Origin of the sequence: Brucella sp. IR068 (genome assembly GCF_049065885.1) — a bacterium.
Classification (GTDB): Bacteria; Pseudomonadota; Alphaproteobacteria; order Rhizobiales; family Rhizobiaceae; genus Brucella; species Brucella intermedia.
In genome coordinates, this window is record NZ_JBAKHE010000004.1 from 335,034 (window position 1) to 357,151 (window position 22,118).

Genomic DNA, 22,118 nt, shown 5'->3' on the forward strand with positions numbered 1-22,118 from the left:
GCATTTCCAGCAGTCAGATGAACGTATGACAGAAGCAGCAGAGAAACGAGAGGTCGTCGCCGCGCGCAATATCCGCGTGCAGTTCGGTGCGGTGAAAGCACTGGATGGCGCCGAACTCGTGATCCGCGAAGGCGAGTGTGTCGGGCTTGTGGGGCACAATGGCGCGGGCAAATCCACCATCGTCAATGTCATCAATGGCGGGCTGTCGCCGCACGAAGGCAGCGTTTCCTATCACGGCGAAGCGGGACATGGCGTGGCGATGGCACGCAAGCACGGTGTGCGCTGCGTGTTTCAGGAACTGTCGCTGTTCCCCAACCTGACGATTGCCGAGAATGTCCGCATCATGCAACGCGACCTCGAAGGCGCGAACTGGCGCGGCAAGGCCGTTGAACTGATTTCCAAAAAGCTCAACGAGATTTTTCCGGGCCACAAGATCGACAGCAGCGCGACCATCGACGAACTGTCGATTGCCGAGCGGCAGATGGTGGAAATCGCAATCAACTTCACCGCTCCCGGCACTGCACCAAAACTGGTCATTCTCGACGAGCCGACCTCATCGCTCGATGCAGGCATTGCCGCGCAACTGATGGCCTATGTGCGTCGCTTCGTTGAAACCGGCGGTGCCGTTATCCTCATTTCGCACATGCTGGGCGAAATTCTCTCCACCTCCGACCGCATCGTGGTGATGAAGGACGGCAAGGTCGTCGCCAATCGCGCCGCCAGCGAATTTACCAATCGCAGCCTCGTCGAAGCCATGGGCAGCGTGGAGCGCGAGAAAGCGGCGCGCCGCGTCGCAAAGACGGATGCCACCGGCTCACCCGTTCTGTCCTTCGCAAAGCGCGCCTCCGACATAAAGCCGTTTCAGGCTTTCAAGGGCGAAGTCATCGGCCTCGCCGGTCTGGCAGGGCACGGACAGACCAGGATGCTGCTCGACCTTTACTATGCGCGGCGCCCCAATTGGATACCGGCCCGGACCTGCGAGATCGCCTTCGTCGCAGGCGACCGCAGCCTCAACGGCACTTTTCCGCTGTGGAGCATCCTGCACAATCTCACGGTCAGTTCGCTCGACCGGCTTTCGTCGCTGAAACTCGTCGACCAGACAAGGGAAGACGCGCTCGGCGGAGAATGGAAGGACCGCATCCAGATACGCACGCCTGATATGGGCAACCGCATCCTGTCACTGTCGGGCGGCAACCAGCAGAAAGTGCTGTTCGCCCGCGCTCTGGCAACCAGCGCGCATACGATCCTGATGGACGATCCGATGCGTGGCGTCGATGTCGGCACCAAGCAGGAAGTCTATGAAATTCTGCGCCATGAGGCGGAAAACGGGCGCACATTCGTCTGGTATTCTACCGAAATGGACGAAATCGAACTTTGCGACCGCGTCTATGTTTTCCGCGACGGTGCTATCGTTGCTGAACTGACCGGCGAAGACATTACGGAAAAGAACGTGCTTGCCGCATCATTCGAGGGAGGTCACGAATAATGCGCCTCTCCTCTTCCACCATCCGCCTGCTGACGCCGGTGTTCTCGCTGGTCCTGCTTCTGGCCGCCGTCTTCTACATGCAGCCGCGTGCCATGAGCTACACCGGGCTGAACCTCCTGTTCAATCTTGCCGTCCCGATCGCACTGGCAACCATCGCCCAGATGCTGATCATGGCCGTCAACGACCTCGATCTTTCGATGGGCACCTTCGTGAGCTTCGTGGTCTGCGTCGCCGCCACCTATCTTCACACCGCTCCCATCATCGGAGTGTTGATCCTCGCCGCCGCTATTGCGGCTTATGCGGCGCTCGGCGCGCTGATCCATCTGCGCAACCTGCCATCCATCGTCGTCACGCTGGGCATGAGCTTCGTCTGGGGCGGCTTCGCAGTCCTTCTGCTGCCATCGCCGGGCGGCCAGGCTCCCGACTGGGCGCGGTGGATCATGACCGCCAAGCCGCCTTTCATGCCGATGGCTATTGTCGCCAGCATTCTGATTGCGCTGGTCACGCATTTCATCGTGATGCGGTCGACCTTCGGCGTGCTGATGCGCGGCGCGGGCGGCAACACGCGCTCCATCGAGCGCGCCGGCTGGTCTGTCACCACGATCCGCGCCGGAACCTATGCGCTGGCTGCTTTCTTCGCGGTGCTTGCAGGTATTGCGCTGGTGGGCCTCACCACATCGGCGGACGCCAATATCGCGCTACGTTATACGCTTCTCTCCATCGCAGGCGTCATTCTGGGCGGCGGTGAATTCGTCGGCGGGCGCGTCTCGCCCATCGGCGCTGTCATCGGCGCGCTCACACTGACGCTTGCAGGATCGTTCCTCTCCTTTATGCGCATTTCACCGGATTGGCAGATCGGAGCGCAAGGCGGCATTCTCATCGTGGTGCTGGCCCTGCGCCTCTTCCTCAACCGCCTCGAAAAGAGGGAGAAAAAGCAATGAACGGTCTCGCCCTGCTTACCAGCCGCCCATGGATATGGTCGTTCATCGCGACCGTCGTCGTGTGGATCATCACCATTCTTTTCACCGGAGGCGCAGGCGCGCACGGGCTTTCCCACGCTGCCTTCACCTTTGCATCCTTCTCGGTGATCGTCGGCCTCGGCCAAATGTTCGTCATCACGCTCGGCCCGGGCAATATCGATCTGTCGGTGCCTGCCAACATGACGCTCGCCGCAACGCTGGCGCTGAAGCTGATGGATTCCCAGGAGGGAATGATCCTCGCCGGGCTCGCCGTGGCGCTGCTCATCGGCCTTGCCATCGGCATCTGCAATTATGCGCTGATCAAGCTCCTGCGCATTCCGCCCATCATCGCCACCTTGTCGATGAGCTTCCTGATCCAATCAACCGCCATCTGGAGCAATCGCGGCCTGCGCGTAAAACCGCCGGAAAGCCTGGCACAGTTTACCACAGCCTCGACCTTCGGCATTCCCAATGTCGCCATCGTGGCTCTGATCCTGTCGGTCATTGGCTGGGTACTCCTGAAAAAGAGCATCTACGGGCGCTGGATTTCTGCAATCGGCCAGAATCCTTTCGCGGCGCGCATGGCCGGAATCCCTGTCGATGGCACGCGCTTCATCACCTATCTGCTCTGCGCCGTTCTGGCCTCGCTCTGCGGCTTCCTGCTTGCCTGTTTCTCGGGCGGCGCGGCGCTGAACATGGGGGCGGAATATCTCCTGATGTCGATTGCTGTCGTCATCATCGGCGGTACAGCGGTTGCCGGTGGCGATTCCAACATCCCCGGCATCTGGGGCGCGGCCCTGTTCATGTTCCTCATCGTCTCGATGCTCAACACTTATGGTTTCGGCGCCGGTGTCCGCCTCGTCCTGACCGGGCTCACCATCATTGCGGTGATCATCCTCGCCAGTGGCCGTCGGGCTACGCGATAGTTTTTCCGGAGTAATTTTCCTTGCTACAGACTGTTTCGATTTACGAAATCCACGACGAACGTTTCAAGCAGATGATCGTGCCGAGCGCCGATCTGGACGAGCTTTATTGCGGCTGTCGCTGGGCGGAAGGTCCGGTGTGGTTCGGTGACCAGAACTGCCTTTTGTGGAGCGACATTCCCAACCAGCGCATTCTGCGCTGGGTGCCAGAAGGCGGAGTTTCCGTATTCCGCCAGCCATCCAATTTCTCAAACGGCAATACGCGCGACCGCGAAGGACGCCTCGTCACCTGCGAGCATGGGGGCCGGCGCGTCACCCGTACCGAACCGGACGGCAGCATCACCGTGCTTGCCGAGAGCTACCAGGGCAAGAAGCTCAATGCCCCCAATGATGTGATTGTGCGTTCAGACGGAACCGTCTGGTTCACCGATCCGACATACGGCATCATGGCCGATTATGAAGGCTACAAGGCCCTACCCGAACAGCCGACACGCAACGTCTATCGCCTTGACCCGAAAACGGGCGAACTCGATGCGATCATCACCGATTTCCATCAGCCGAACGGCCTTGCCTTCTCCCCTGACGAAACCAGGCTCTATGTTGCCGACAGCGCCTACAGCCACGACGAGAACGCACCGCGCCACATCCGCGTCTTCGACGTTGTGGATGGCGGCAAACGCGTCACCGGCGGCACGGTCTTCTGCACCATCAATAATGGCTTGCCGGACGGTTTCCGCTTCGATACGGACGGCAACCTGTGGACCAGCGCCGGCGACGGCGTGCACTGTTTCTCCCCGGAAGGCACGCTCCTCGGCAAGCTCAGAACGCCGCAGACAGTCGCAAACGTGACTTTTGGCGGCCCGCGCCGCAACCGGCTTTTCATCGCCGCCACGAAGTCGCTTTATGCGGTCTATCTCACCGTCACCGGTGCTCAATATCCCTGAAAAAAATTACGGCGGCTTTCCAGAATGAAAAGCCGCCGCTCATTATAAATAGAGTAATTCATTGAAATAACTGCATTTGCCGCACGCCCGTTAATGCGGGCGTGCCAATATTGTTTCTTGATCCAAAACGGATCTTTCCGGCCGAAAGCCAGAGAGACCCGCATATCAGGACCGAGAATGACGGAACAAATCAAAGAATGATCTCTTCTGTCCTTCTGCAATGCACCTGGAGACAAGGCTACGCCTGCCACTCGGTGCATATGCCCTGATGCGCTGAGGCTTTATAACGCCATCGTCAACGCCATGAAAACAGATTGTCAATAAATACAGTCAATTTACTGTGATTAAATTGAATAAAACGTGCAACTTATCATAATGTTAGTATTATTTTATAAGTATCTATATTAGCAATTTCTATTTTATAATCCTACTTGTTACCATATTTATTAGGATATCCACATGAAGCAGGATAATGACCGTCGCGGACTGCTGTTCAATCCTCTCACCCCCGTCAAGCCGAATATCTGAGTTTCACAGAACGTCGGTCCGGCGCTCGATAGCGGATATGGCACCCGTCGATGCCCGTGTGCTCGACGTCGACTTCTATGCCGAAGACCTCGGCGATGCGCTCTGCCCGCAACACCTCGCGGGGCGTGCCCAGCGCGACGAGGTTTCCGCGGTCCATGACCGCGATACGGTCGCAGAACATCGCGGCGTGGTTGAGGTCGTGCAAGGCAGCCACGACCGTCAGCTTCTGCCGGCTGACAAGATCGAGCAGCCCGATCTGGTGTCCGATATCGAGATGATTGGTCGGCTCGTCCAGCAGCAATATCCGTGGTTCCTGCGCCAGAGCGCGGGCTATGTGCAGTCGCTGTCGCTCCCCACCCGAAAGCGTGTGCCAGTAGCGGTCGACCAGATGCGCCATATCGACATTTGCCAGCGCCTGATCAACGATTGCATCATCTTCCGCCGACCATGGCGACAGCGCGCCCAGATAGGGCGTCCGCCCCAGCTCCACCGCCTGACGCGCCGTGATGCGTTCCGTGGTGCCCGCCTGCTGCTCGACCAGCGCCATCCGGCGTGCGATCTCGCGACGGCTGAAGCTGCCGATGGGCGCGCCGCAAAGGTTCACTTCGCCGACGCGGCACCGGCGCACGCCAGACAGCAGGGACAGAAAACTGGTCTTTCCCGATCCGTTCGGCCCGATGATGCCAAGAAATTCACCTTCCGCCACGTTTAGCGAAATATTGCGCAAAATCTCGACATTGCCCGCCGACCAGCCGACATTGCGTGCTGAAAGGATCATGACGACGCCCTTCTTTGTCCGAGCAAGAGGGCGAAGGCGGGCGCACCGAACAAAGCCGTGATGACGCCAATCGGAAGCACCTGCCCCGGAATGATTATGCGCGACAGGATATCGGCAACGATCATGAAGATTGCTCCAATCAGAGCCGCCGCAGGCAACAGCCTGCCGTGCCGAACCCCGACCACCATTCGGGCGGCATGGGGAATGACGAGCCCGATGAAGCCGACAGAGCCGACGATGGATACCATGACCGCCGTCATCATGGCGCTGACGCCGATCAGCACCGCATAGACGCGCCGTACCGGTATGCCGAGCGAAGCTGCGGATTCCGTTCCGAAGGTAAAGGCATCCAGCGCCCGTGAATGCCACAGGCAGATGGCAAGGCCCACCAGACAGGCAGGCAGGGCAAGGATGACGTCCGGCCAGCGCACGCCCGAAAGATTACCCAAAAGCCAGAACATGATGCCGCGTGCCTGTTCTGCATTTGCAGCCTTGGTGACGATGAATGATGTCAGCGCATTGAAAAGCTGTGAACCGGCAATGCCGGCGAGGATGATCGCGCTGCTGTCCCGCCCTGCCCGCAGCGCCAGCAGGGAAACAAGGCAGAAGGCAACGATGGCTCCGATGAAAGCGCCCAGCGAAAGCGATAGCACACCAGCGCCGATGCCCAGAATGGCGACGCCGACAGCCCCGGTCGAAGCACCCGCAGAAATTCCAAGAATGTAAGGATCGGCAAGTGAATTTCGCAGCAGCGATTGCAGGATGACGCCGGATATTGCGAGCGACGCGCCGCAACATGCGGCGATGACGGCCCGGCTGAGGCGATAACTCCAGACGATGCCCTCATCGATGGGTTCGAGCGCATATCCGGCGTTCCACACCCGGTTGGCCACGGTCTTGGCAACCACGTCGAGCGGTATCGCCGTTTCGCCTATCGCAGCCCCAAGCCAAAGGGCGACAAGAAGCAGGACAAGCGAAAAGACCAGGAAAGACACGCCGGAGCGTGCCCTTCCCTTGTGTTTCAAGCCCGTTGCTGTTGCCCGCGCCGTCACTTGTCGAGGTCCGAGGCGGCAATATCGGCGGCAAGCGTTTCGATGCCCTCGATCACGCGAAGCGATGTGCTCATCGATTGCGCATCCATGTCGAAGACATGCTTGTCCTTCACCGCAGGCATCAGCTTCGTGACAGCATCATTGTCGAGGAACTGGCGCTTGACGGCAATGTCATCAGCCGGATAGCGGCGGCGATCCAGCTTTGCGGCAACGATCATCGACGGGTTCGATTTCGCGATCGTCTCCCATCCGACTGTCGGCCATTCTTCCTCGCTGTCGATCACATTCCTGATGCCGAGCGCCGAAAGAATATAGGCCGGCGCACCGAACTTACCCGCTACATAGGGGTCAGCGTCAACCTGTGCGCTGGAGAACCAGACGACTGCAGAAAGATTTTCGCCTTTGGACGAAATTTTCTCACGCGCCGCTGCTTCGCGGGCCTTCAGGTCGGCGACGAGTTTCTCGCCACGGTCCTGCACGTTGAAGATTTCCGCCAGTTCGGTGATTTCCTGATAGACGATATCCATCTTGAACGCCGCAGTGCGAACGCCGTCGCCGCCACCGGAATTATCCTTGCCGACGCAATCGGATGGCGACGTGTAGGCCGGAATGCCAAGCTCCTCGAATTGTTCCGGCTTTGCCACAATGCCCGTGGGGCCTACATGCCACTGAAAATCAGCCGTCACGATTTCCGGCTTTTCCGCCAGAACGCTTTCAAAGCTCGGATCGTTATCGGCGAGCCGCTTTACCTTGGCGTTGGCCTCCTCGAAACCCTTGAGGACAGGGCCGAACCAGACCGCTGTCCCGACGAGCTTGTCGCCGAGACCGAGGCTATAGAGAATTTCTGCGCTGCTCTGGCCAACCGCGACGGCGCGGCTTGGTGCCTGCTTGAAGGTGACATCACGGCCGCAGTTTTTCAGCGTCAGCGGATATTGCGTTTCTGCTGCCCGTGCAGCCGGACCGCTTGCCAGAAATGCGACCGCGCAGAGGGCGGCACGAAACGGCGTATTGCCTGGAATTTTCATAGGAATCCCCGAAAATGATAAGAGAAACGAGCCCTGTCAGGCGGCGGAAAAAATCCGGCGCGAAAGACGGACAGGCATATCCGGGGACATGTCGAAATCATGCGATGACGATGGAAGGAAGCGTCCTGCGACGCGGAAAACTGTCATAACCGGCTCCTGCTCCGGGCATCCCCGCCCGTGACAATGGACAACACTAGACGGCAGGTCTCCTGGCTCGCGAATATCTGCTGTTCATCTGCCTTCCCGCGCTTCTCCGGCGCAGTGGCATGACGCTTTCAACGTCACGAGGATGAACGGCAATCCGCTTACAGTTGCGGGGGCAGCCACGGTCTTGGCCCCTTTTCGGGTCGTCCTCACCGTGTTCCCTATTAATCCCCTTCGCTCTCGGTCGGGGAACCGTCGTTACACTATTACGTTGGCCCGCTGCCGCCGTCAAGCAGGTCTCGACGGCTATTTCCGGCGCGCGATCTTCAAGCGATTCGAAAGCGTGTCACTTAAATTGCGGCCAAACTATTGTCGCATATGCTGGCCTATTGAATTTGTTTTCGCTAATCTCCATGTAGTTTGCTCCTGCTAGGAAAGCGGGACTTTGGGGAGGTCCGCCGCAGGGCGGCAATATATTCCGTTGGGAGGACATATGCGTAGATTTATTCTGGCCCTGACGTCGGTAGCGGCGTTGGCTATGGCAGGCTCTGCTTCCGCAGAAGACTACAAGGTGCTTGCGCCTGCTGCTCCGGGCGGCGGCTGGGACCAGACGGCGCGCACGATGCAGAGCGCGCTTCAGGACGAAAAGATTTCCGGCAGCGTGCAGGTCATCAACGTTCCCGGCGCTGGCGGCACCATCGGCCTTGCGCAGTTCGTGAACCAGAACAAGGGCGATCCGAGCCAGCTGATCGTGGGCGGCTATGTCATGGTCGGCGCGATCCTGACCAACAAATCGCCGGTTACCCTGGAACAGATCACGCCGATTGCCCGCCTTACCGGCGAATATGAAGCCATCGTCGTTCCGGCTTCTTCCGACATCCAGAACATTGGCGACCTTGCCGCGAAGCTCAAGGCCGATCCGGGCTCGGTTTCGTGGGGCGGCGGCTCCGCCGGCGGCACAGACCACATCACCGCAGGCCTTTTTGCCAAGGCCGCAGGCGTCGATCCGACCAAGGTCAACTACATTGCCTTTTCTGGCGGCGGCGAGGCGCTGGCGGCCATTCTCGGCAATCAGGTGACCGTCGGCATTTCCGGTTACGGTGAATTCGAATCGCAGATCAAGGCCGGTACGCTGCGCATCATCGGCATTTCGAGCGACGAGCGCGTGGAAGGCATCGACGCACCGACCTTCAAGGAAGGCGGCGTGGACGTTTCGATCCAGAACTGGCGCATGGTCGGCGCGGCTCCCGGCATCACTGCCGAGCAGGAAGCTGCCATCAATGCCGATATCGAGAAGATGGTGAAGTCGGAATCCTGGCAGAAGGCGCTGAAGGACAAGGGCTGGGCGGATACCTACCTTGCCGGTCCGGCATTCAAGGAGCAGCTTGCCAAGGACGTTGCCGCGACTGAAACCATCCTCAAGGAAATCGGTCTCGTCAAATGACAGGATCAAACCAGCATGAAGAGCGCCGCCCCGAAAGGGCGGCGCCAGACCTCGCTGCACTCGTCATCGCTCTCGTTCTCGCAGCTGTCGCCATCGCCATTGCCTGGTCGACAACCTATGGCAACGATGTGACGAGCTATTCGCCGGTCGGCCCGAAAACCGTTCCCTATGTCGTCGCAGCCGGATTGTTCGGCCTCGCGATCTGGACCGTGTTCGAGGCGCTTCGCGGCGATTTCCCCGAACGTGAGCATCAGGAAATCGGGCCGATGGCCTGGATAATCGGCGGTCTGGCCCTCCAGATGCTGACGATGAAGACTGTCGGCTTTTCCCTGTCCACCGGCCTGCTTTTCGCAGCGACCGCACGCGGCTTCGGCTATCGCAAATTCTGGATCAGCGTTCCCGTGGGCATCGTCTTTGCCTTCGTGATCTGGTTCATCTTTGCACGCGGCCTGCAGCTATCGTTGCCGTCTGGCTGGCTCGAACAATTCGTTTAGAGCATTCCCCGTTTCGGCTGAAACGTCGGAAATGCCCTAAGTCCTCGTGATATCGCATTATCCTACGCAAAACCGCTTCGCGCATTTGCTGGAAATGCATTCTTGTGTTGTCGCATTATCCTACGCAAAACCGCTTCGCACTTTTGCTGGAAATGCTTTCTTGTTTTGTCGCATTATACCACGCAAATCGCTTCGCGCATTTGCTGGAAATGCTTTAAAGGCTGAGTGCCCTCATGGATACTGTCGCACTTCTCGCCAACGGACTTCTGGTGGCGCTTGAACCATCGAATCTTCTTTATGCGCTGATTGGCGTAACACTCGGCACCGCCGTCGGCGTGCTGCCCGGCATCGGCCCGGCACTCACCGTCGCGCTGCTCCTGCCCGTTACCTACAAGCTCGACCCTTCGGGCTCCCTCATCATGTTCGCGGGCATCTATTATGGCGGCATGTATGGCGGTTCGACCACGTCGATCCTGCTCAACACGCCGGGCGAAAGCGCCTCCATCGTCACCGCACTGGAGGGCAACAAGATGGCCCGGGCCGGGCGCGGCGGACCAGCGCTGGCGACAGCCGCCATCGGCTCCTTCATCGCGGGCCTGATAGCCACTCTGGCACTCGCCTTCGTCGCGCCATGGGTCGTGAAATTCGCCCTCTCCTTCGGGCCATCGGAATATTTCGCGCTGATGCTGCTTGCCTTCATGACAGTTTCAGCGGCCTTCGGCGATTCCACACTGCGCGGCCTGACATCCCTGTTCATCGGCCTTGCGCTCGGACTGATCGGCATCGACCAGTTGACCGGTCAGGCGCGTCTCGTCATGGGAACGCCGAACCTGCTCGATGGGATCAATGTCACCACATTGGCAGTCGCGCTGTTCGCTATCGGCGAAACACTCGCAGTCGTGTCGAAGAAGCTTCGGCCAGAAGATGAGGTCATCGCCGTCAAGGGTTCCGTCTGGATGACGAAGAACGACTGGAAACGCTCGTGGATGCCGTGGCTTCGCGGCACCGCAATCGGCTTTCCAATCGGCGCCATGCCAGCGGGCGGCGCCGATGTGTCGAGCTTCCTTTCCTATTCGGCGGAACGGCAGTTCTCGAAACATCCGGAAGAATTCGGCAAAGGTGCAATCGAAGGCGTGGCCGGACCGGAAGCGGCCAACAATGCTTCCGCCGCCGGAACTCTCGTGCCGCTCCTGACGCTGGGCCTGCCCACTACGGCCACGGCTGCAATCATGCTTGCCGGCTTCCAGCAATTCGGCCTGCAGCCGGGCCCCCTCCTCTTTGTGACCAATGCCACGCTGGTTTGGGGTCTGGTGGCGAGCCTTCTCGTCGCCAACCTCATGCTGCTGGTTCTCAACCTGCCCCTCATCGGCCTGTGGGTGAAGATGCTCACCATCCCGCGTCACTGGCTTTATGCGGGCATTCTGGTTTTCGCGACGCTTGGAACAATCGGCGCGAATGCCTCCACCTCGATGCTGTTCGGCCTGCCGGTCTCATTCGAGCTGGGTCTGCTTCTGGCGTTCGGCGTGCTGGGCTATGTGCTGCGGCGCTTCCATTATCCCATCGCGCCGGTTGTCGTTGGTCTGATCCTCGGGCCGATGGCCGAGAAAAGCCTTCGTCAGGCATTGCAGATCAGTCAGGGCAACCCGATGGCCCTGGTACATTCATGGGTATCGATCGTGCTGATCGCGCTTGCGATTGCCGCAGTCGTCGTCCCGATGATCATGCGCCAGCGCGGCAAGGGCGAATTGCTGAGCCAGATGGCGACGGACGAAGACTGAGAAAACAAAAGCCCGGCACTGCCGGGCTTTTTACTCAGATACGCATACGCCTACTTGGATTGCTTAACCCTGGATGCGGCGGAACTGGTCAACGTCGATGCCAAGCGTCTCAAGGTCCTGCGCAGTGGGCTTCTGACCAGCGCGCACAGCGGCAGAGGCACGAACGGCGCTACCGAATTGCGCGAATGCACGACCGAAACGATTATTGAAGCGGGTAAACATTTTTTTCTCCATCGCGGACAGTTCTTCGTCCGCACTCATCAGATGGGGATCGTTCCGCCTGCTTAGAAGATCGCCCTTTGCATGCCAGCCATGCAGTTTCGGCATGTTCCTTTCCACCGGGCTTGATTGCAATCAATGCTGCCGGCTTGCTTGCTTGCGAAGCTCTTTTCAACCCAAAGGAAGGAGCCTTGGAATGTCGAATACCCCTCATACGCTCGGTGAAGAGTTTCCCGGTCAGCTCGAAGCCATCCATGCCCTGAAGGCAAAGAACGCGCGTTTTGCCCAGATTCTGGAAGAATATGATTCAGTGAACGACCGCATCCATCGGGCGGAAACGAAGATAGAACCGGTAAGCCAGGAAGAAGAGACGAACCTGCGCAAGCAGCGTCTTGCCTTGAAGGACCGCATTGCCGAGGCACTCGCCGAAGCCTGACCCATCCCTCAAAGGGATAAGGCCCGACGACAGCTCAGGAGGGCTTGCCCCCGACTTTACAGTCGACTTTGCTGTTGTCCGGGCCGACGGAGTTTTCCATCTTTCCCACCACGATCAGGACAGCGACGGCGATGAACGTCGCCATGATCGCGATATGCCAGAGGCCGAGACCGCTGGCGAGGCCGACGGAAGCTGCGAGCCACATCCCTGCGCCTGTCGTGATACCCGTTATTTTTCCACGTGCGAAAATGATGAAACCGGCCGCCAGAAAGGCAACGCCGCTGGTGATCGCCTCCACGAGACGCGAAGGGTCCATCCGGATATTCTGATCGTTGAATACCGGCACGTTGACGAGTTCCAGCGAGACGATCGTGAAGGTAGCCGAGGCGAGGCAGACGAGCATATGCGTCTTCAGTCCGGCTGGTCGCCTGCGCCATTCCCGTTCAAGGCCAATGATGGACCCGAGCAGGGTTGCCAGCAGCATTCGCGCCAGTACCACCGGCAAACTGACTATATTGTCGTGCGTGAATTCAGCCCAGAATTGTTCCCAGAATTGTTCCATGCCCGATAACGGGCATGGTGGGGTTTGGTTCCGCCGGGATTATTCGCTTACGGCTCACTCGGCCGAAGCCGGAGGAACTGTTTCAGTCGTCGCGGGCGGCAAGGAATTTTCGCCGTTCGGCGTGTTCTCATCGGGAGAAATGACGGCACCGTAGATTTCGACCAGCACCCAGACGGCCAGCGCCGCCGCGATACTGACCAGCAGCACCATGAGAACGGGCTTACCTTCACGTCCTTGCCTTGCCTCAGTCGGGTTGACCTGTTTCATGGATCAAATCCTCCTGTTGGTTGCAGCGGCTTTAAAACTGGCCGCTATAGACCTAATGGAAGGCTGGGAAATTGGTTCCAATTCAGCGAACCGCCACGCAGGCCTTGCGTGGGCGCTTCTCTAAACTCGCAGCTAATATGTGAGGGCAATGGTACGGTCGGTTGGAGTTGAACCAACGACCTCAGGAGCCACAATCCTGCGCTCTAACCAACTGAGCTACGACCGCGTACCTTTGTGTCGGCTGCGTGACGCTCTGGCGTCGCCGACAGGGGGTCACATACGGAGAATCGATCCATATTGCAAGTGATTATAGCTCTATTTTTTGAGAAATTCCCAATTGCGGGATTCTATATCAAATCCGGCTGATAAAGGTCACGGGCTGGTAACCATTCCAGATGACCGGCTGTGCACAACCGGGTTATTGGCCTGGGCCTGTAAAATTACCTTTCCCGTATTAACTAATGAAATAGAAAATGCGGCCCATATCCAATGGCAATGTGGACCCGCGCCCATAAGAGGCTTATTAACAGGGCGTTAACAAGCACTGCGGGCGGTCGAAAGAACAGGTAAGGACTGGTATGTCAGGATCATACCCCTTCATCGATATTGCCGCGCTGGATTCTATCCGCGAGGGCTTTGCAAAGGGCGATGCGCAGCTCGTGCTGACGCACGACCTGTCGGCAGTGCTCTGGGTCAATGGTCCCGGCGCAAAGCTTTTCGGCTTTGATCGCGTGGAAGACATGATCGGCGGAAGCCTTGACCTGCCCATTGCCACGCGCCGGCAGATTGCTTCGTCCAACAGCAATGCGGAGGGTGAGACCCGGACCATTTCCATTCGCCTCGGCGGTGGCCTGCGTTCCGACCTGACCCGTTTCAACGTTTCGCATATCGCACTTCCCGATGGCGTGTCCGGCCTGCTGCTGACGGCCAATGGCGAAAACACCAAGGCCGAAGCCATCATTTCCGGTCTGAGCGATGAAACCACCCATGTGGCCCTGATCGACGCAAACAGCCGCGTGATTGCAGCGAGCCCGCGTTTTGCCGCGCTTGAAATTTCTTCCGCCACGCTGGAAGACCTCGTCATCGAAGCCGCAGACGCGGCTGACCGCATCGTCAAGCGCCGCATCCGCGCTGGAAGACATTCCGTACCGGGAGCGATTGCGCGGCTGACCGATACGCGCCCCATGCATCTCCTCTGCATTATCGGCGATGCGCCGGACGTCGTGCAGGCAGCGCCCGTTGCGCTGCCCGGCGAGGCCGAGGAGATACTCGAAGAGATGCTCCCCGAGCCTGCCGAGAGCGCGAACGTCGATATGGTCGAACAAGCTTCAGCCGATCAGCCGAAGCCCCGGAATTTCGTGTTCGATCAGGATGCACCTCCCGCGCGCTTCATCTGGAAGGTTGGACCGGATGGCGCATTCACCGAAGTGTCTCCGGATCTTGCGGCGACGATCGGGCCGAATGCAGCCGATGTCGTCGGACGCCGCTTTGCCGATGTCGCCAATGTCTTCGGCTTCGATCCGGATGGCAGCATTGCCGCCCTGCTCGACAAGCGCGATACATGGTCGGGAAAACGCCTGATGTGGCCGGTGGAAGGCACGGATCTGCGTGTGCCGGTGGAGCTTGCCGCCCTGCCCGTCTATTCCCGTGATCGGGAGTTCACCGGCTTTCGCGGCTTCGGCGTGGTCCGTCCGGCAGATGCGGAAAAGGACCCTGAAAAAATCGGTCTGGTGCTTGCAGGCGGAATTCCGCAAACGCGCAAGCCCGTCAGCGAGACCGTGGAAACGGTGACGCCTGTAGAAGACGACGACATTCTGGCGTTGAGCGAAGAAGTCGCCAACGACGACAGGCCTGTCGCCACGTTGCCCAAGCCGCCGCTCGATATTGCGCCGACGCCCGGCCGTCGCGAATCCGACAAAGTCATCAGCCTGCTGAACGCCTGCGCTCAGGAAAAAGTGGCGGCGGATCAGGCGCGCATCCTGAAGGAACGGGAGCGTGAAGAGCGCCCCGAAGGCGGTCTCACCAAAACTGAACGCAACGCTTTCCGCGAAATCGCCGACCGACTGCGCAAGCAGGGTCTCGCCAGTTCGCGGTCGACCAGCGAGGCGGGCGCGCTGTCGGAAGAGGCTGTTGCGGGCAGCCCGCAGCCGGTCGCCGTTGAAGAAGCGGCACTGCACATCCCCAGCCCGGCGCACGGCGATGAAACTGCCCTGCTGGCCAATCTGCCTGTGCCGGTCATCATCCATTCGGGCGATACGATCCACTACGTCAATCAGGCCCTGCTCGATTTGACCGGTTATGAATCGCTCGACGATATTCGCGGCGCGGGTGGCGTTGATGTGCTGTTCAACAGCGAAAGCGACGATGGCGAAACGCGGCAGGGCATGGTGCTGCGCCGCGCCGATGGCAGTGAAGAGCCTGTCGATGCGCACCTCAATGCCATTGCCTGGCGCGACGGCCGCGCACTCATGCTGAGCCTGATGCCGGTAGCAGCCCCCGCAGCACCCGCGCCGGTCGAAACCGCTGCCGCTCCGGTTGAAACGCCGGTGGCGATGGACAAGGATGAAGAAAAGCAAGCGCTGGCCGATCATGTCGAGGAACTGAAGACCATTCTCGACACGGCAACCGACGGCGTTGTCCTCATCGACCCGGAAGGCCGCATCCGCTCCATGAACCATTCGGCCTCGGCCCTGTTCGGCTATGACCGCGAGGAGACGGAAGGCAAGTTCTTCTCGATGCTGTTCGCCATTGAAAGCCAGCGCGCTGCGATGGACTATCTGCACGGTCTTTCCGGCAACGGAGTTCTGAGCGTCCTCAATGACGGACGCGAGGTGATTGGCCGCGAAGCCAAGGGCGGGTTTATTCCGCTGTTCATGACCATCGGCAAGCTGCCGCATACGCGTGGGTTCTGTGCCGTGCTGCGTGACATCACGCAATGGAAGCGCACCGAGGAAGAACTGACCAATGCACGCAAGGAGGCGGAGCGCGCCTCAAGCCAGAAGACGGAGTTTCTGGCACGCATCAGCCACGAAATCCGCACGCCGCTTAACGCGATCATCGGCTTTTCCGAACTGATGGCCGACGAGAAGTTCGGCCCTATCGGCAATGACCGCTATCGGGATTATCTGCGCGACATCAATCGTTCCGGCAACCATGTGCTGGCGCTGGTCAATGACCTGCTCGATATCTCGAAGATCGAAGCCGGCGCTCTCGACATGCAGTTTGAAGCGGTGTCGCTCAACGATGCCATCGCCGAAGCCATCGCGCTGATGCAGCCGCAGGCCAATCGCGAGCGCGTCATCATCCGCTCCAGCTTCCAGTCCAACCTGCCCGACATCGTTGCCGATACGCGTTCGATCAAGCAGGTCGCGCTGAACCTTCTGTCCAACGCGGTGCGCTTCACCGCGCCGGGCGGTCAGGTGATCGTGTCGACAAGCTACGAATTGAACGGCGATGTGGTGATGCGGGTGCGCGATACCGGCATCGGCATGACCAAATCCGAGGTGGAACAGGCACTGAAGCCTTTCCGGCAGGTCAACGCGCTGGAGCGGCGCAAGGCTGAAAGCGCCAAGGACTGGCGCAACGAAGGCACCGGCCTGGGCCTGCCGCTGACAAAAGCCATGGTGGAAGCAAATCGGGCGCAATTTGCCATCGATTCCACTCCGGGACATGGAACGGTGGTCGAGATCGCCTTCCCGCCGACCCGCGTTCTGGCGGACTGAGCCTCCTCAGCCCTTGCGCGGGCAAAAAAAAGCGCCGGACGAACCGGCGCTATCGGAATCTCAGAGACAAAAGGACACAAAAGCAATTCGCAACGGAGCACCGGAAACGGCAGCTCGATCATCACTCAGGTGTTGCCTTCCTTATCGCGTGAAGCCGGTTAACAAGGGCTTAAATTCCCCGTTTCGGGTTTACGCCTTGGTAGCCTCTGTAAAATCAGGGTTAATTTCCGCGCAGCAATTGATTAACCAACTGACATTTCCCGCCTGCTTCACCTGGCGAAACAAATCAGGGCGCGCTCTATCTCTTTGTTTTCGCCGCATTTATGCAGCATTCCATCTTTCCATTTGACTGAAAAATACTCTAGTTTACACCGTAACCTTGTTTCACTGATTGGATGGTTGATGCGCTGGCCCCGATTTACGCGCCTCATAATTGCGCTCGTCATTCTCTGCGCCGCGGCTGCAGCAACCTTGCTGGCTGTGGTGCCTTTCATCGTTTCCACCGATGCCATCCGTATCCGCGTTGCTCAGGAAATCAGTGCCTGGACTGGTTACAGCGTCGAACTCAAGCAGGCGCCCCGCCTGAAGGTTTTCCCTGTTTTGCGCGCCTCCCTGAACGGCGTGACGCTCAGCAAGCTCACCGATCAGGGCCAGAAGCCGCTCATGAGCGCGGATCGCATCGATGTCGAGCTTTCGCCGCTCGATGCCATCATGGGGCATATCTCGTTTTCCGAAACGCAGATCGTCCGCCCACATGTAAACCTCGACGGGCCGGTTTCGAATTTCTCGCAACTCCTTGACGCCATCGCCAATTCCAACGGGCGCCTTGGCACCGCTATCCGCGCGCAGCGCGCATTGCAGCAAAGCGGTTCCGGCGACAATGCGCTGGCCGCGCAGCAGGCCTCGCAGCCCTTTGGCCGCGTCGTGGTTCGCGACGGGACGATTGCCTTCAACCGGCCGGGCAGCGAGCCGGAAATCACCAGCGACGAGCAGATCACCAATGTCAGCGCAACATTGGAATGGCCGCGCACATCCAGCGCCGCGACGCTGAAGGGCAGCGCCAAATGGCGTGACGAGACTTCACAGTTCAGCCTGACCGCCGCGCAGGCACTGCCGCTGCTGGCAGGCGGCACATCGGATGTGACCGCGAGCCTCACCGCCAATACGTTGAGCCTCACCTTTCAGGGCAAGGCAAATATTTCCAAGGATCGTTTTTTCGAAGGCGCGCTGACGGCAAAAACGCCCTCGCTCAGCGGCGCGGTGCGCTGGCTTAGCCTGCGGCCTATGGCGGGCAGTGCGGAGATCGGCGCGTTTTCGCTGGAATCCACCATCACCGCGACACCGAAACGGCTCAAATTTGCTGACGTGGAAATGACCGCCAACGACAGCCCGGCCAAGGGCGTGATCGAAATCGGTCTGGAGCAGGCACAACCGGCGGTGACCGGCACCCTGGCCTTCGACAAGCTGGACCTTCGCCGCCTGTTTTCGGCCTTCATTCCGCTTCCCGACAGCGCCGCGCGTTCGCCGAGCGAGCGCGACAATGCCGACCGGGAGCTGGTCGACACAAGCTTCATCGACCGCGCGGAGGTCGACCTTCGTCTTTCGGCTCAGAACGCCACGGCGGGGCCGGTCAACATGACGGGCGTGGCCGCTGCCGTGCAGATACGTGGTGGCCGTGCCATCTTCGATATCGGCGACGCCAAGGCCTTCAACGGCATCATGCAGGCCAATGTCCAGATCGTGCGCGACCTGAAAAGCGCGAGCGGCGAATTGCGCTTCAACGCTTCGGATATCGACAGCTCGCAGTTCTTCACCGCAATGGGCTTCGAGAAGCCTTTCGTGAGCGGCAAGGGAAATGTTTCCCTGTTCATGAAAGGCCCGGCCAATCGCTGGTCCGGCCTTTTGACCAATGCGCAGGGCAATGTTTCCATCCAGCTCAACAATGGCCAGATGCAGGGCTTTGCCGTGCAGGATTTTCTCTCCAAGGCGCAAAGCCAGCGTTTTTTCGCGCTTGAACGCAAGGAGAATGTTGCACTTGCCTTCAATCGTCTGGATGTGAAGGCCAATCTTTCCGACGGGGTGGCGACGCTGGAAAATGCGCGCCTCGACACATCCGACGGGACGCTGACACTGGCAGGCATCGTGCCTTTCGTGGATCGCAGCCTGGCGCTGAGCGGCGAGGTCGTCTTCCCCAACGGCCAGCCGCAACAACAGCAACAGGAAGGCGGCACCGACGGCCAGAACAGCCAGCCGCCTGCCGAAGCCCCGCCCGCAAAGCCGCCGCTCAATTTCTTTGTCGGCGGCTCGTGGGACAGGCCCTTCATCTCACCGTCCTCGCCGGGAATGGGGCAATAATCCGGTTCCTGCATGCGGGGCGCGCTTACGTCTTTCGGTGATGCGGGCCATCCGAAGGCCCGAATTGACCGAAGGACCCATGGCCCGCAAAGTCGGTTCCCTCACTAAAGCAGGGGATCGCGCTCGTGCCGATACATACCCAGCCGGGACGCTATCCCGAACTTGATGCGTTGCGCGGACTGGCAGCGACCGTCGTCCTGATGCGGCATTTCGTGAACATCTGGCCCTATGATGCCATGGGGCCATACTTTTTCATTCTGCTTCGATCCCCGCTGCGGTTCTTTTTTGCCGCTCATGAAGCAGTCCTGCTCTTCTTCCTGTTGAGCGGCTTCGTTCTCACGCTGCCTTTCATGAACCATGCGCCATCTTATCCAGCCTATCTTATCCGACGCACCTGCCGCATATATCTGCCCTATCTCGTTGCGCTTTCGCTCGCGCTTGTCGGCGCCCTGTTTCTGAACGGGCCGATCCCGCAGCTCAGCAACTGGTTCAACCTCACATGGACCACACCGGTGACGCCGCAAACGATCGCGCAGCATCTGCTGTTCATCGGCGCCTATCCCAATGGCGAAGTGAACACGGCTTTCTGGTCTCTGGTTTACGAGATGCGGATATCCATCATATTTCCGCTGCTCTTCGCCCTCACCATCGCATTACGGCCAACAACGGCCATTGTGGTTGCTTTCGGGCTTTCCATTCTCGCAAATGGCCTTCGATCCGATCCCTATACGGGCGGCTGGTGGATAACCGTGCATTTTGCCAGCTTCTTCCTGCTGGGCAGCCTGATGGCGCAGAACCTGCCTGCCATTCAAAGCTTCTACCGGCGGCTATCAAACCGGATGGCGATCGCGATCAATATCCTGGCTCTGATACTCGTCACCTATGGAGCCGGGCCGCCCATGCTCAAAAGCTGGCTCGGAGACCTGACGGACTGGGCGACGATCACAGGGCTGGTGTGGGTCATGTTGCTTGCGGTTTCCAGCGACACGTTGCGCCGCTTCCTGCTCCTGCCCCTGCCGCAATTTCTGGGCCGCATTTCCTACAGCCTCTATCTCGTCCATGCGACTGTGCTTTTTGCGCTCGTGCATGTGTTTTACGGGCATGTCGCGCTGATTGCGCTGCTGCCGGCCTATCTTGTCCTGAGCGTGGGCGTCGCTACGCTGATGCACCGCTATATCGAGTTGCCGACAATGGCTCGGGGCAAACTTCTCGCGGCGCGGTTTGCCTACTGACCGGAAACGGCCAGCAGGCAGCCACCATTACCCGAGGCGGAATGCCGCCTGCTCATCGCGGCGGCGCTGCACTTCGCGGCGCTTGTTGACGATGGATGCGACGATGACGCCGGTGGTGACCAGCGCGATCAGGATCGTACAGATCGCGTTGATTTCCGGTGTTACACCCCGCCGCATCTGGCTGTAGATTTTCATCGGCAAGGTGCTTGCGCTCGGGCCGGAGGCGAAGCTTGCAATCACCAGATCGTCGAGCGAAAGCGTGAAAGCCAGCATCCAGCCGGAAACCACGGCAGGAAGGATCACCGGTAACGTTACCTTCATGAAAGTCGTGACCGGCGGTGCGCCGAGGTCCATCGCCGCTTCCTCCAGCGAGCGGTCAAAGCTCACCAGGCGCGACTGCACGACGACTGCCACGAAACACATGGCAAAGGTGATATGGGCCAGAACAATCGTCCAGAAGCCGCGGTCGAAATTCATCGCCACGAACAACAGGAGCAGCGAAAGGCCGGTGATGACGTCCGGCATGACAAGCGGGGCATAGACCATGCCCGAAAACAGGATGCGTCCTCGAAAACGCGTATAGCGCGTCAGCGCCAGCGCGGCGAGCGTGCCGAGCACGGTTGCCACGGTCGCTGAAAGAAACGCGATGCGCAGCGTTATCCATGCTGCCGCCATCAGCGATTCATTATCCAGAAGCCCCCGATACCATTTGGTGGAAAAGCCGGCCCAGACAGTCACCAATTGCGATTCATTAAACGAAAAGATCACAAGGATAACGATCGGCAGATACAGGAATGCAAAGCCGAGCACGACTGACGCAATATTGAAACGTGACCAATTGCTATTCATGGTCTATTTCCCCTTTTCCTGCGCACGTGCCTGAACTTGCTGGAATATGACGATCGGAATGATCAGGATGACCAGAAGGACAACGGCCACCGCAGAGGCCACGGCCCAGTCACGGTTGGAGAAGAATTCGTTCCAGATCGTCTTGCCGATCATGAGCGTTTCCGAACCGCCCAGCACGTCCGGGATCACAAATTCGCCGATGGCAGGAATGAACACTAGGAAGCAGCCAGCCAGCACACCCGCAAGCGACAGCGGGAAGGTAGTTTTCCAGAAGGCGGAAAATGGTGTGCAGCCCAGATCCTGCGCCGCTTCGATCAGCGAATAGTCCATCTTTTCCAGCGACGAATAGATCGGGAGCACCATGAAAGGCAGATAGGAATAGACGATACCGATAAAGACCGCCGTATCCGTATTCAGAATAGTCAGCGGCGCATCGATAATATTCAGCCACATCAGAAACTGGTTGAGCAGTCCTTCCGGCTTCAAAATGCCGATCCACGCATAGACGCGGATCAGAAACGATGTCCAGAACGGCAGGATCACCATCATCAAAAGCGTCGGGCGGATCGTCGTCGGCGCACGCGCAATGCCGTAGGCCATCGGATAGGCCACCAGCAAAGTCAGGAAGGTTGAAATCGCCGCGATGCGGACACTCGACAGATAGGCCTTGTAATAGAGCGGATCGTCGAGCAGCCAGAGATAATTGTCGAAGGAGAGCTGTTTGATCTTCGCCCAGTTCGCGGCAAGCCCTTCAGCGATCCCAAAGGTTGGAACATAAGGCGGAATCGACATCGCGACCTGCGACAGCGAAATCTTGAAGACGATGAAGAACGGGACGAGGAAGAATACCAGCAGCCAGAGATAAGGCACCGCGATGACGAGACGGCTGGCAATGGAAGCAATCAGCTTCTGCATGGGGCA

Annotated in this window: 20 protein-coding genes, 1 tRNA gene and 1 riboswitch; of the genes, 11 read left to right on the top strand and 10 right to left on the bottom strand. The window is 59.1% G+C overall.

Annotation, left to right across the window (positions count from 1 at the left end):
- The first annotated feature begins 25 nt into the window (after positions 1-25).
- From ACOWVS_RS09360 to ACOWVS_RS09375, 4 genes are all read left to right on the top strand, one after another.
- Positions 26-1,486: an ATP-binding cassette domain-containing protein gene (locus tag ACOWVS_RS09360; RefSeq protein WP_063621122.1), complete on the top strand. Its 1,461-nt coding sequence runs from the start codon at positions 26-28 to the stop codon at positions 1,484-1,486.
- On the top strand, positions 1,486-2,427 hold the full coding sequence (locus ACOWVS_RS09365; protein WP_063621124.1) for an ABC transporter permease: 942 nt from the start codon (positions 1,486-1,488) through the stop codon (positions 2,425-2,427). Before ACOWVS_RS09360 ends, ACOWVS_RS09365 begins: the two co-directional genes overlap by 1 nt.
- On the top strand, positions 2,424-3,371 hold the full coding sequence (locus tag ACOWVS_RS09370) for an ABC transporter permease (RefSeq protein WP_063621126.1): 948 nt from the start codon (positions 2,424-2,426) through the stop codon (positions 3,369-3,371). Before ACOWVS_RS09365 ends, ACOWVS_RS09370 begins: the two co-directional genes overlap by 4 nt.
- A gap of 71 nt (positions 3,372-3,442) precedes the next feature.
- Positions 3,443-4,312 carry an SMP-30/gluconolactonase/LRE family protein gene (locus tag ACOWVS_RS09375; protein WP_075041915.1) on the top strand — a complete coding sequence of 290 codons (870 nt, stop codon included), beginning with the start codon at positions 3,443-3,445 and terminating at the stop codon, positions 4,310-4,312.
- Here ACOWVS_RS09375 and ACOWVS_RS09380 read toward each other — a convergent pair.
- From ACOWVS_RS09380 to ACOWVS_RS09395, 4 genes are all read right to left on the bottom strand, one after another.
- Entirely contained in the window at positions 4,300-4,563 is a 264-nt protein-coding gene (locus ACOWVS_RS09380) for a hypothetical protein (protein WP_138725209.1), read from the bottom strand. The two genes, ACOWVS_RS09375 and ACOWVS_RS09380, sit on opposite strands and share 13 nt — an antisense overlap.
- Positions 4,564-4,823: 260 nt before the next feature.
- The gene (locus tag ACOWVS_RS09385) at positions 4,824-5,618 is read right to left on the bottom strand and encodes an ABC transporter ATP-binding protein (protein WP_075041847.1); all 795 of its coding nucleotides are present in this window, start codon (positions 5,616-5,618) and stop codon (positions 4,824-4,826) included.
- Positions 5,615-6,670, bottom strand: a complete 1,056-nt coding sequence (locus tag ACOWVS_RS09390; RefSeq protein ID WP_100652645.1) for a FecCD family ABC transporter permease — start codon at positions 6,668-6,670, stop codon at positions 5,615-5,617. The genes ACOWVS_RS09385 and ACOWVS_RS09390 overlap by 4 nt, the downstream gene beginning before the upstream one ends.
- Entirely contained in the window at positions 6,667-7,695 is a 1,029-nt protein-coding gene (locus tag ACOWVS_RS09395; RefSeq protein ID WP_063621132.1) for an ABC transporter substrate-binding protein, read from the bottom strand. Before ACOWVS_RS09395 ends, ACOWVS_RS09390 begins: the two co-directional genes overlap by 4 nt.
- A gap of 181 nt (positions 7,696-7,876) precedes the next feature.
- Positions 7,877-8,111, bottom strand: a riboswitch (cobalamin riboswitch).
- 221 nt (positions 8,112-8,332) lie between these two features.
- On the opposite strand from ACOWVS_RS09395, the gene ACOWVS_RS09400 reads away from it, so the two are divergent.
- The 3 genes from ACOWVS_RS09400 (at position 8,333) to ACOWVS_RS09410 (ending at position 11,555) form a co-directional block, all read left to right on the top strand.
- A complete protein-coding gene (locus ACOWVS_RS09400) occupies positions 8,333-9,283 on the top strand; it encodes a Bug family tripartite tricarboxylate transporter substrate binding protein (RefSeq protein WP_006471974.1) in 951 nt (316 codons plus the stop codon).
- The gene (locus ACOWVS_RS09405) at positions 9,280-9,777 is read left to right on the top strand and encodes a tripartite tricarboxylate transporter TctB family protein (RefSeq protein WP_063621134.1); all 498 of its coding nucleotides are present in this window, start codon (positions 9,280-9,282) and stop codon (positions 9,775-9,777) included. Before ACOWVS_RS09400 ends, ACOWVS_RS09405 begins: the two co-directional genes overlap by 4 nt.
- A 233-nt stretch (positions 9,778-10,010) precedes the next feature.
- Positions 10,011-11,555 (top strand): tripartite tricarboxylate transporter permease, encoded by a 1,545-nt coding sequence (locus tag ACOWVS_RS09410; RefSeq protein WP_006469180.1) that lies wholly within the window; start codon positions 10,011-10,013, stop codon positions 11,553-11,555.
- Between the two features lie 63 nt (positions 11,556-11,618).
- On the opposite strand, the gene ACOWVS_RS09415 is transcribed toward ACOWVS_RS09410, so the two are convergent.
- A complete protein-coding gene (locus ACOWVS_RS09415; RefSeq protein ID WP_075041846.1) occupies positions 11,619-11,882 on the bottom strand; it encodes a hypothetical protein in 264 nt (87 codons plus the stop codon).
- Between the two features lie 88 nt (positions 11,883-11,970).
- Here ACOWVS_RS09415 and ACOWVS_RS09420 point away from each other — a divergent pair, with 88 nt between their 5' ends.
- A complete protein-coding gene (locus ACOWVS_RS09420; protein WP_006471972.1) occupies positions 11,971-12,210 on the top strand; it encodes a YdcH family protein in 240 nt (79 codons plus the stop codon).
- Between the two features lie 34 nt (positions 12,211-12,244).
- On the opposite strand, the gene ACOWVS_RS09425 is transcribed toward ACOWVS_RS09420, so the two are convergent.
- From ACOWVS_RS09425 to ACOWVS_RS09435, 3 genes are all read right to left on the bottom strand, one after another.
- Positions 12,245-12,772 carry an MgtC/SapB family protein gene (locus ACOWVS_RS09425; RefSeq protein ID WP_006469183.1) on the bottom strand — a complete coding sequence of 176 codons (528 nt, stop codon included), beginning with the start codon at positions 12,770-12,772 and terminating at the stop codon, positions 12,245-12,247.
- Positions 12,773-12,826: 54 nt separating this feature from the next.
- Entirely contained in the window at positions 12,827-13,039 is a 213-nt protein-coding gene (locus ACOWVS_RS09430) for a hypothetical protein (RefSeq protein ID WP_063621138.1), read from the bottom strand.
- 149 nt (positions 13,040-13,188) lie between these two features.
- Positions 13,189-13,265 (bottom strand) — tRNA-His (locus ACOWVS_RS09435).
- Between the two features lie 352 nt (positions 13,266-13,617).
- Between ACOWVS_RS09435 and pdhS the strand changes: the two genes are divergently transcribed.
- From pdhS to ACOWVS_RS09450, 3 genes are all read left to right on the top strand, one after another.
- A complete protein-coding gene (gene pdhS / locus ACOWVS_RS09440) occupies positions 13,618-16,761 on the top strand; it encodes a cell-division control histidine kinase PdhS (protein ID WP_063620257.1) in 3,144 nt (1,047 codons plus the stop codon).
- 402 nt (positions 16,762-17,163) lie between these two features.
- A complete protein-coding gene (locus ACOWVS_RS09445) occupies positions 17,164-19,116 on the top strand; it encodes an AsmA family protein (RefSeq protein ID WP_075041845.1) in 1,953 nt (650 codons plus the stop codon).
- A gap of 125 nt (positions 19,117-19,241) precedes the next feature.
- Positions 19,242-20,348 (top strand): acyltransferase family protein, encoded by a 1,107-nt coding sequence (locus ACOWVS_RS09450; RefSeq protein ID WP_063620259.1) that lies wholly within the window; start codon positions 19,242-19,244, stop codon positions 20,346-20,348.
- A 27-nt stretch (positions 20,349-20,375) separates the two neighbouring features.
- Here the strand turns inward: ACOWVS_RS09450 and ACOWVS_RS09455 are convergent, their stop codons facing one another.
- A complete protein-coding gene (locus ACOWVS_RS09455; protein ID WP_025091033.1) occupies positions 20,376-21,197 on the bottom strand; it encodes an ABC transporter permease in 822 nt (273 codons plus the stop codon).
- 3 nt (positions 21,198-21,200) lie between these two features.
- Entirely contained in the window at positions 21,201-22,112 is a 912-nt protein-coding gene (locus ACOWVS_RS09460) for an ABC transporter permease subunit (protein WP_063620260.1), read from the bottom strand.
- Positions 22,113-22,118 lie beyond the last annotated feature (6 nt).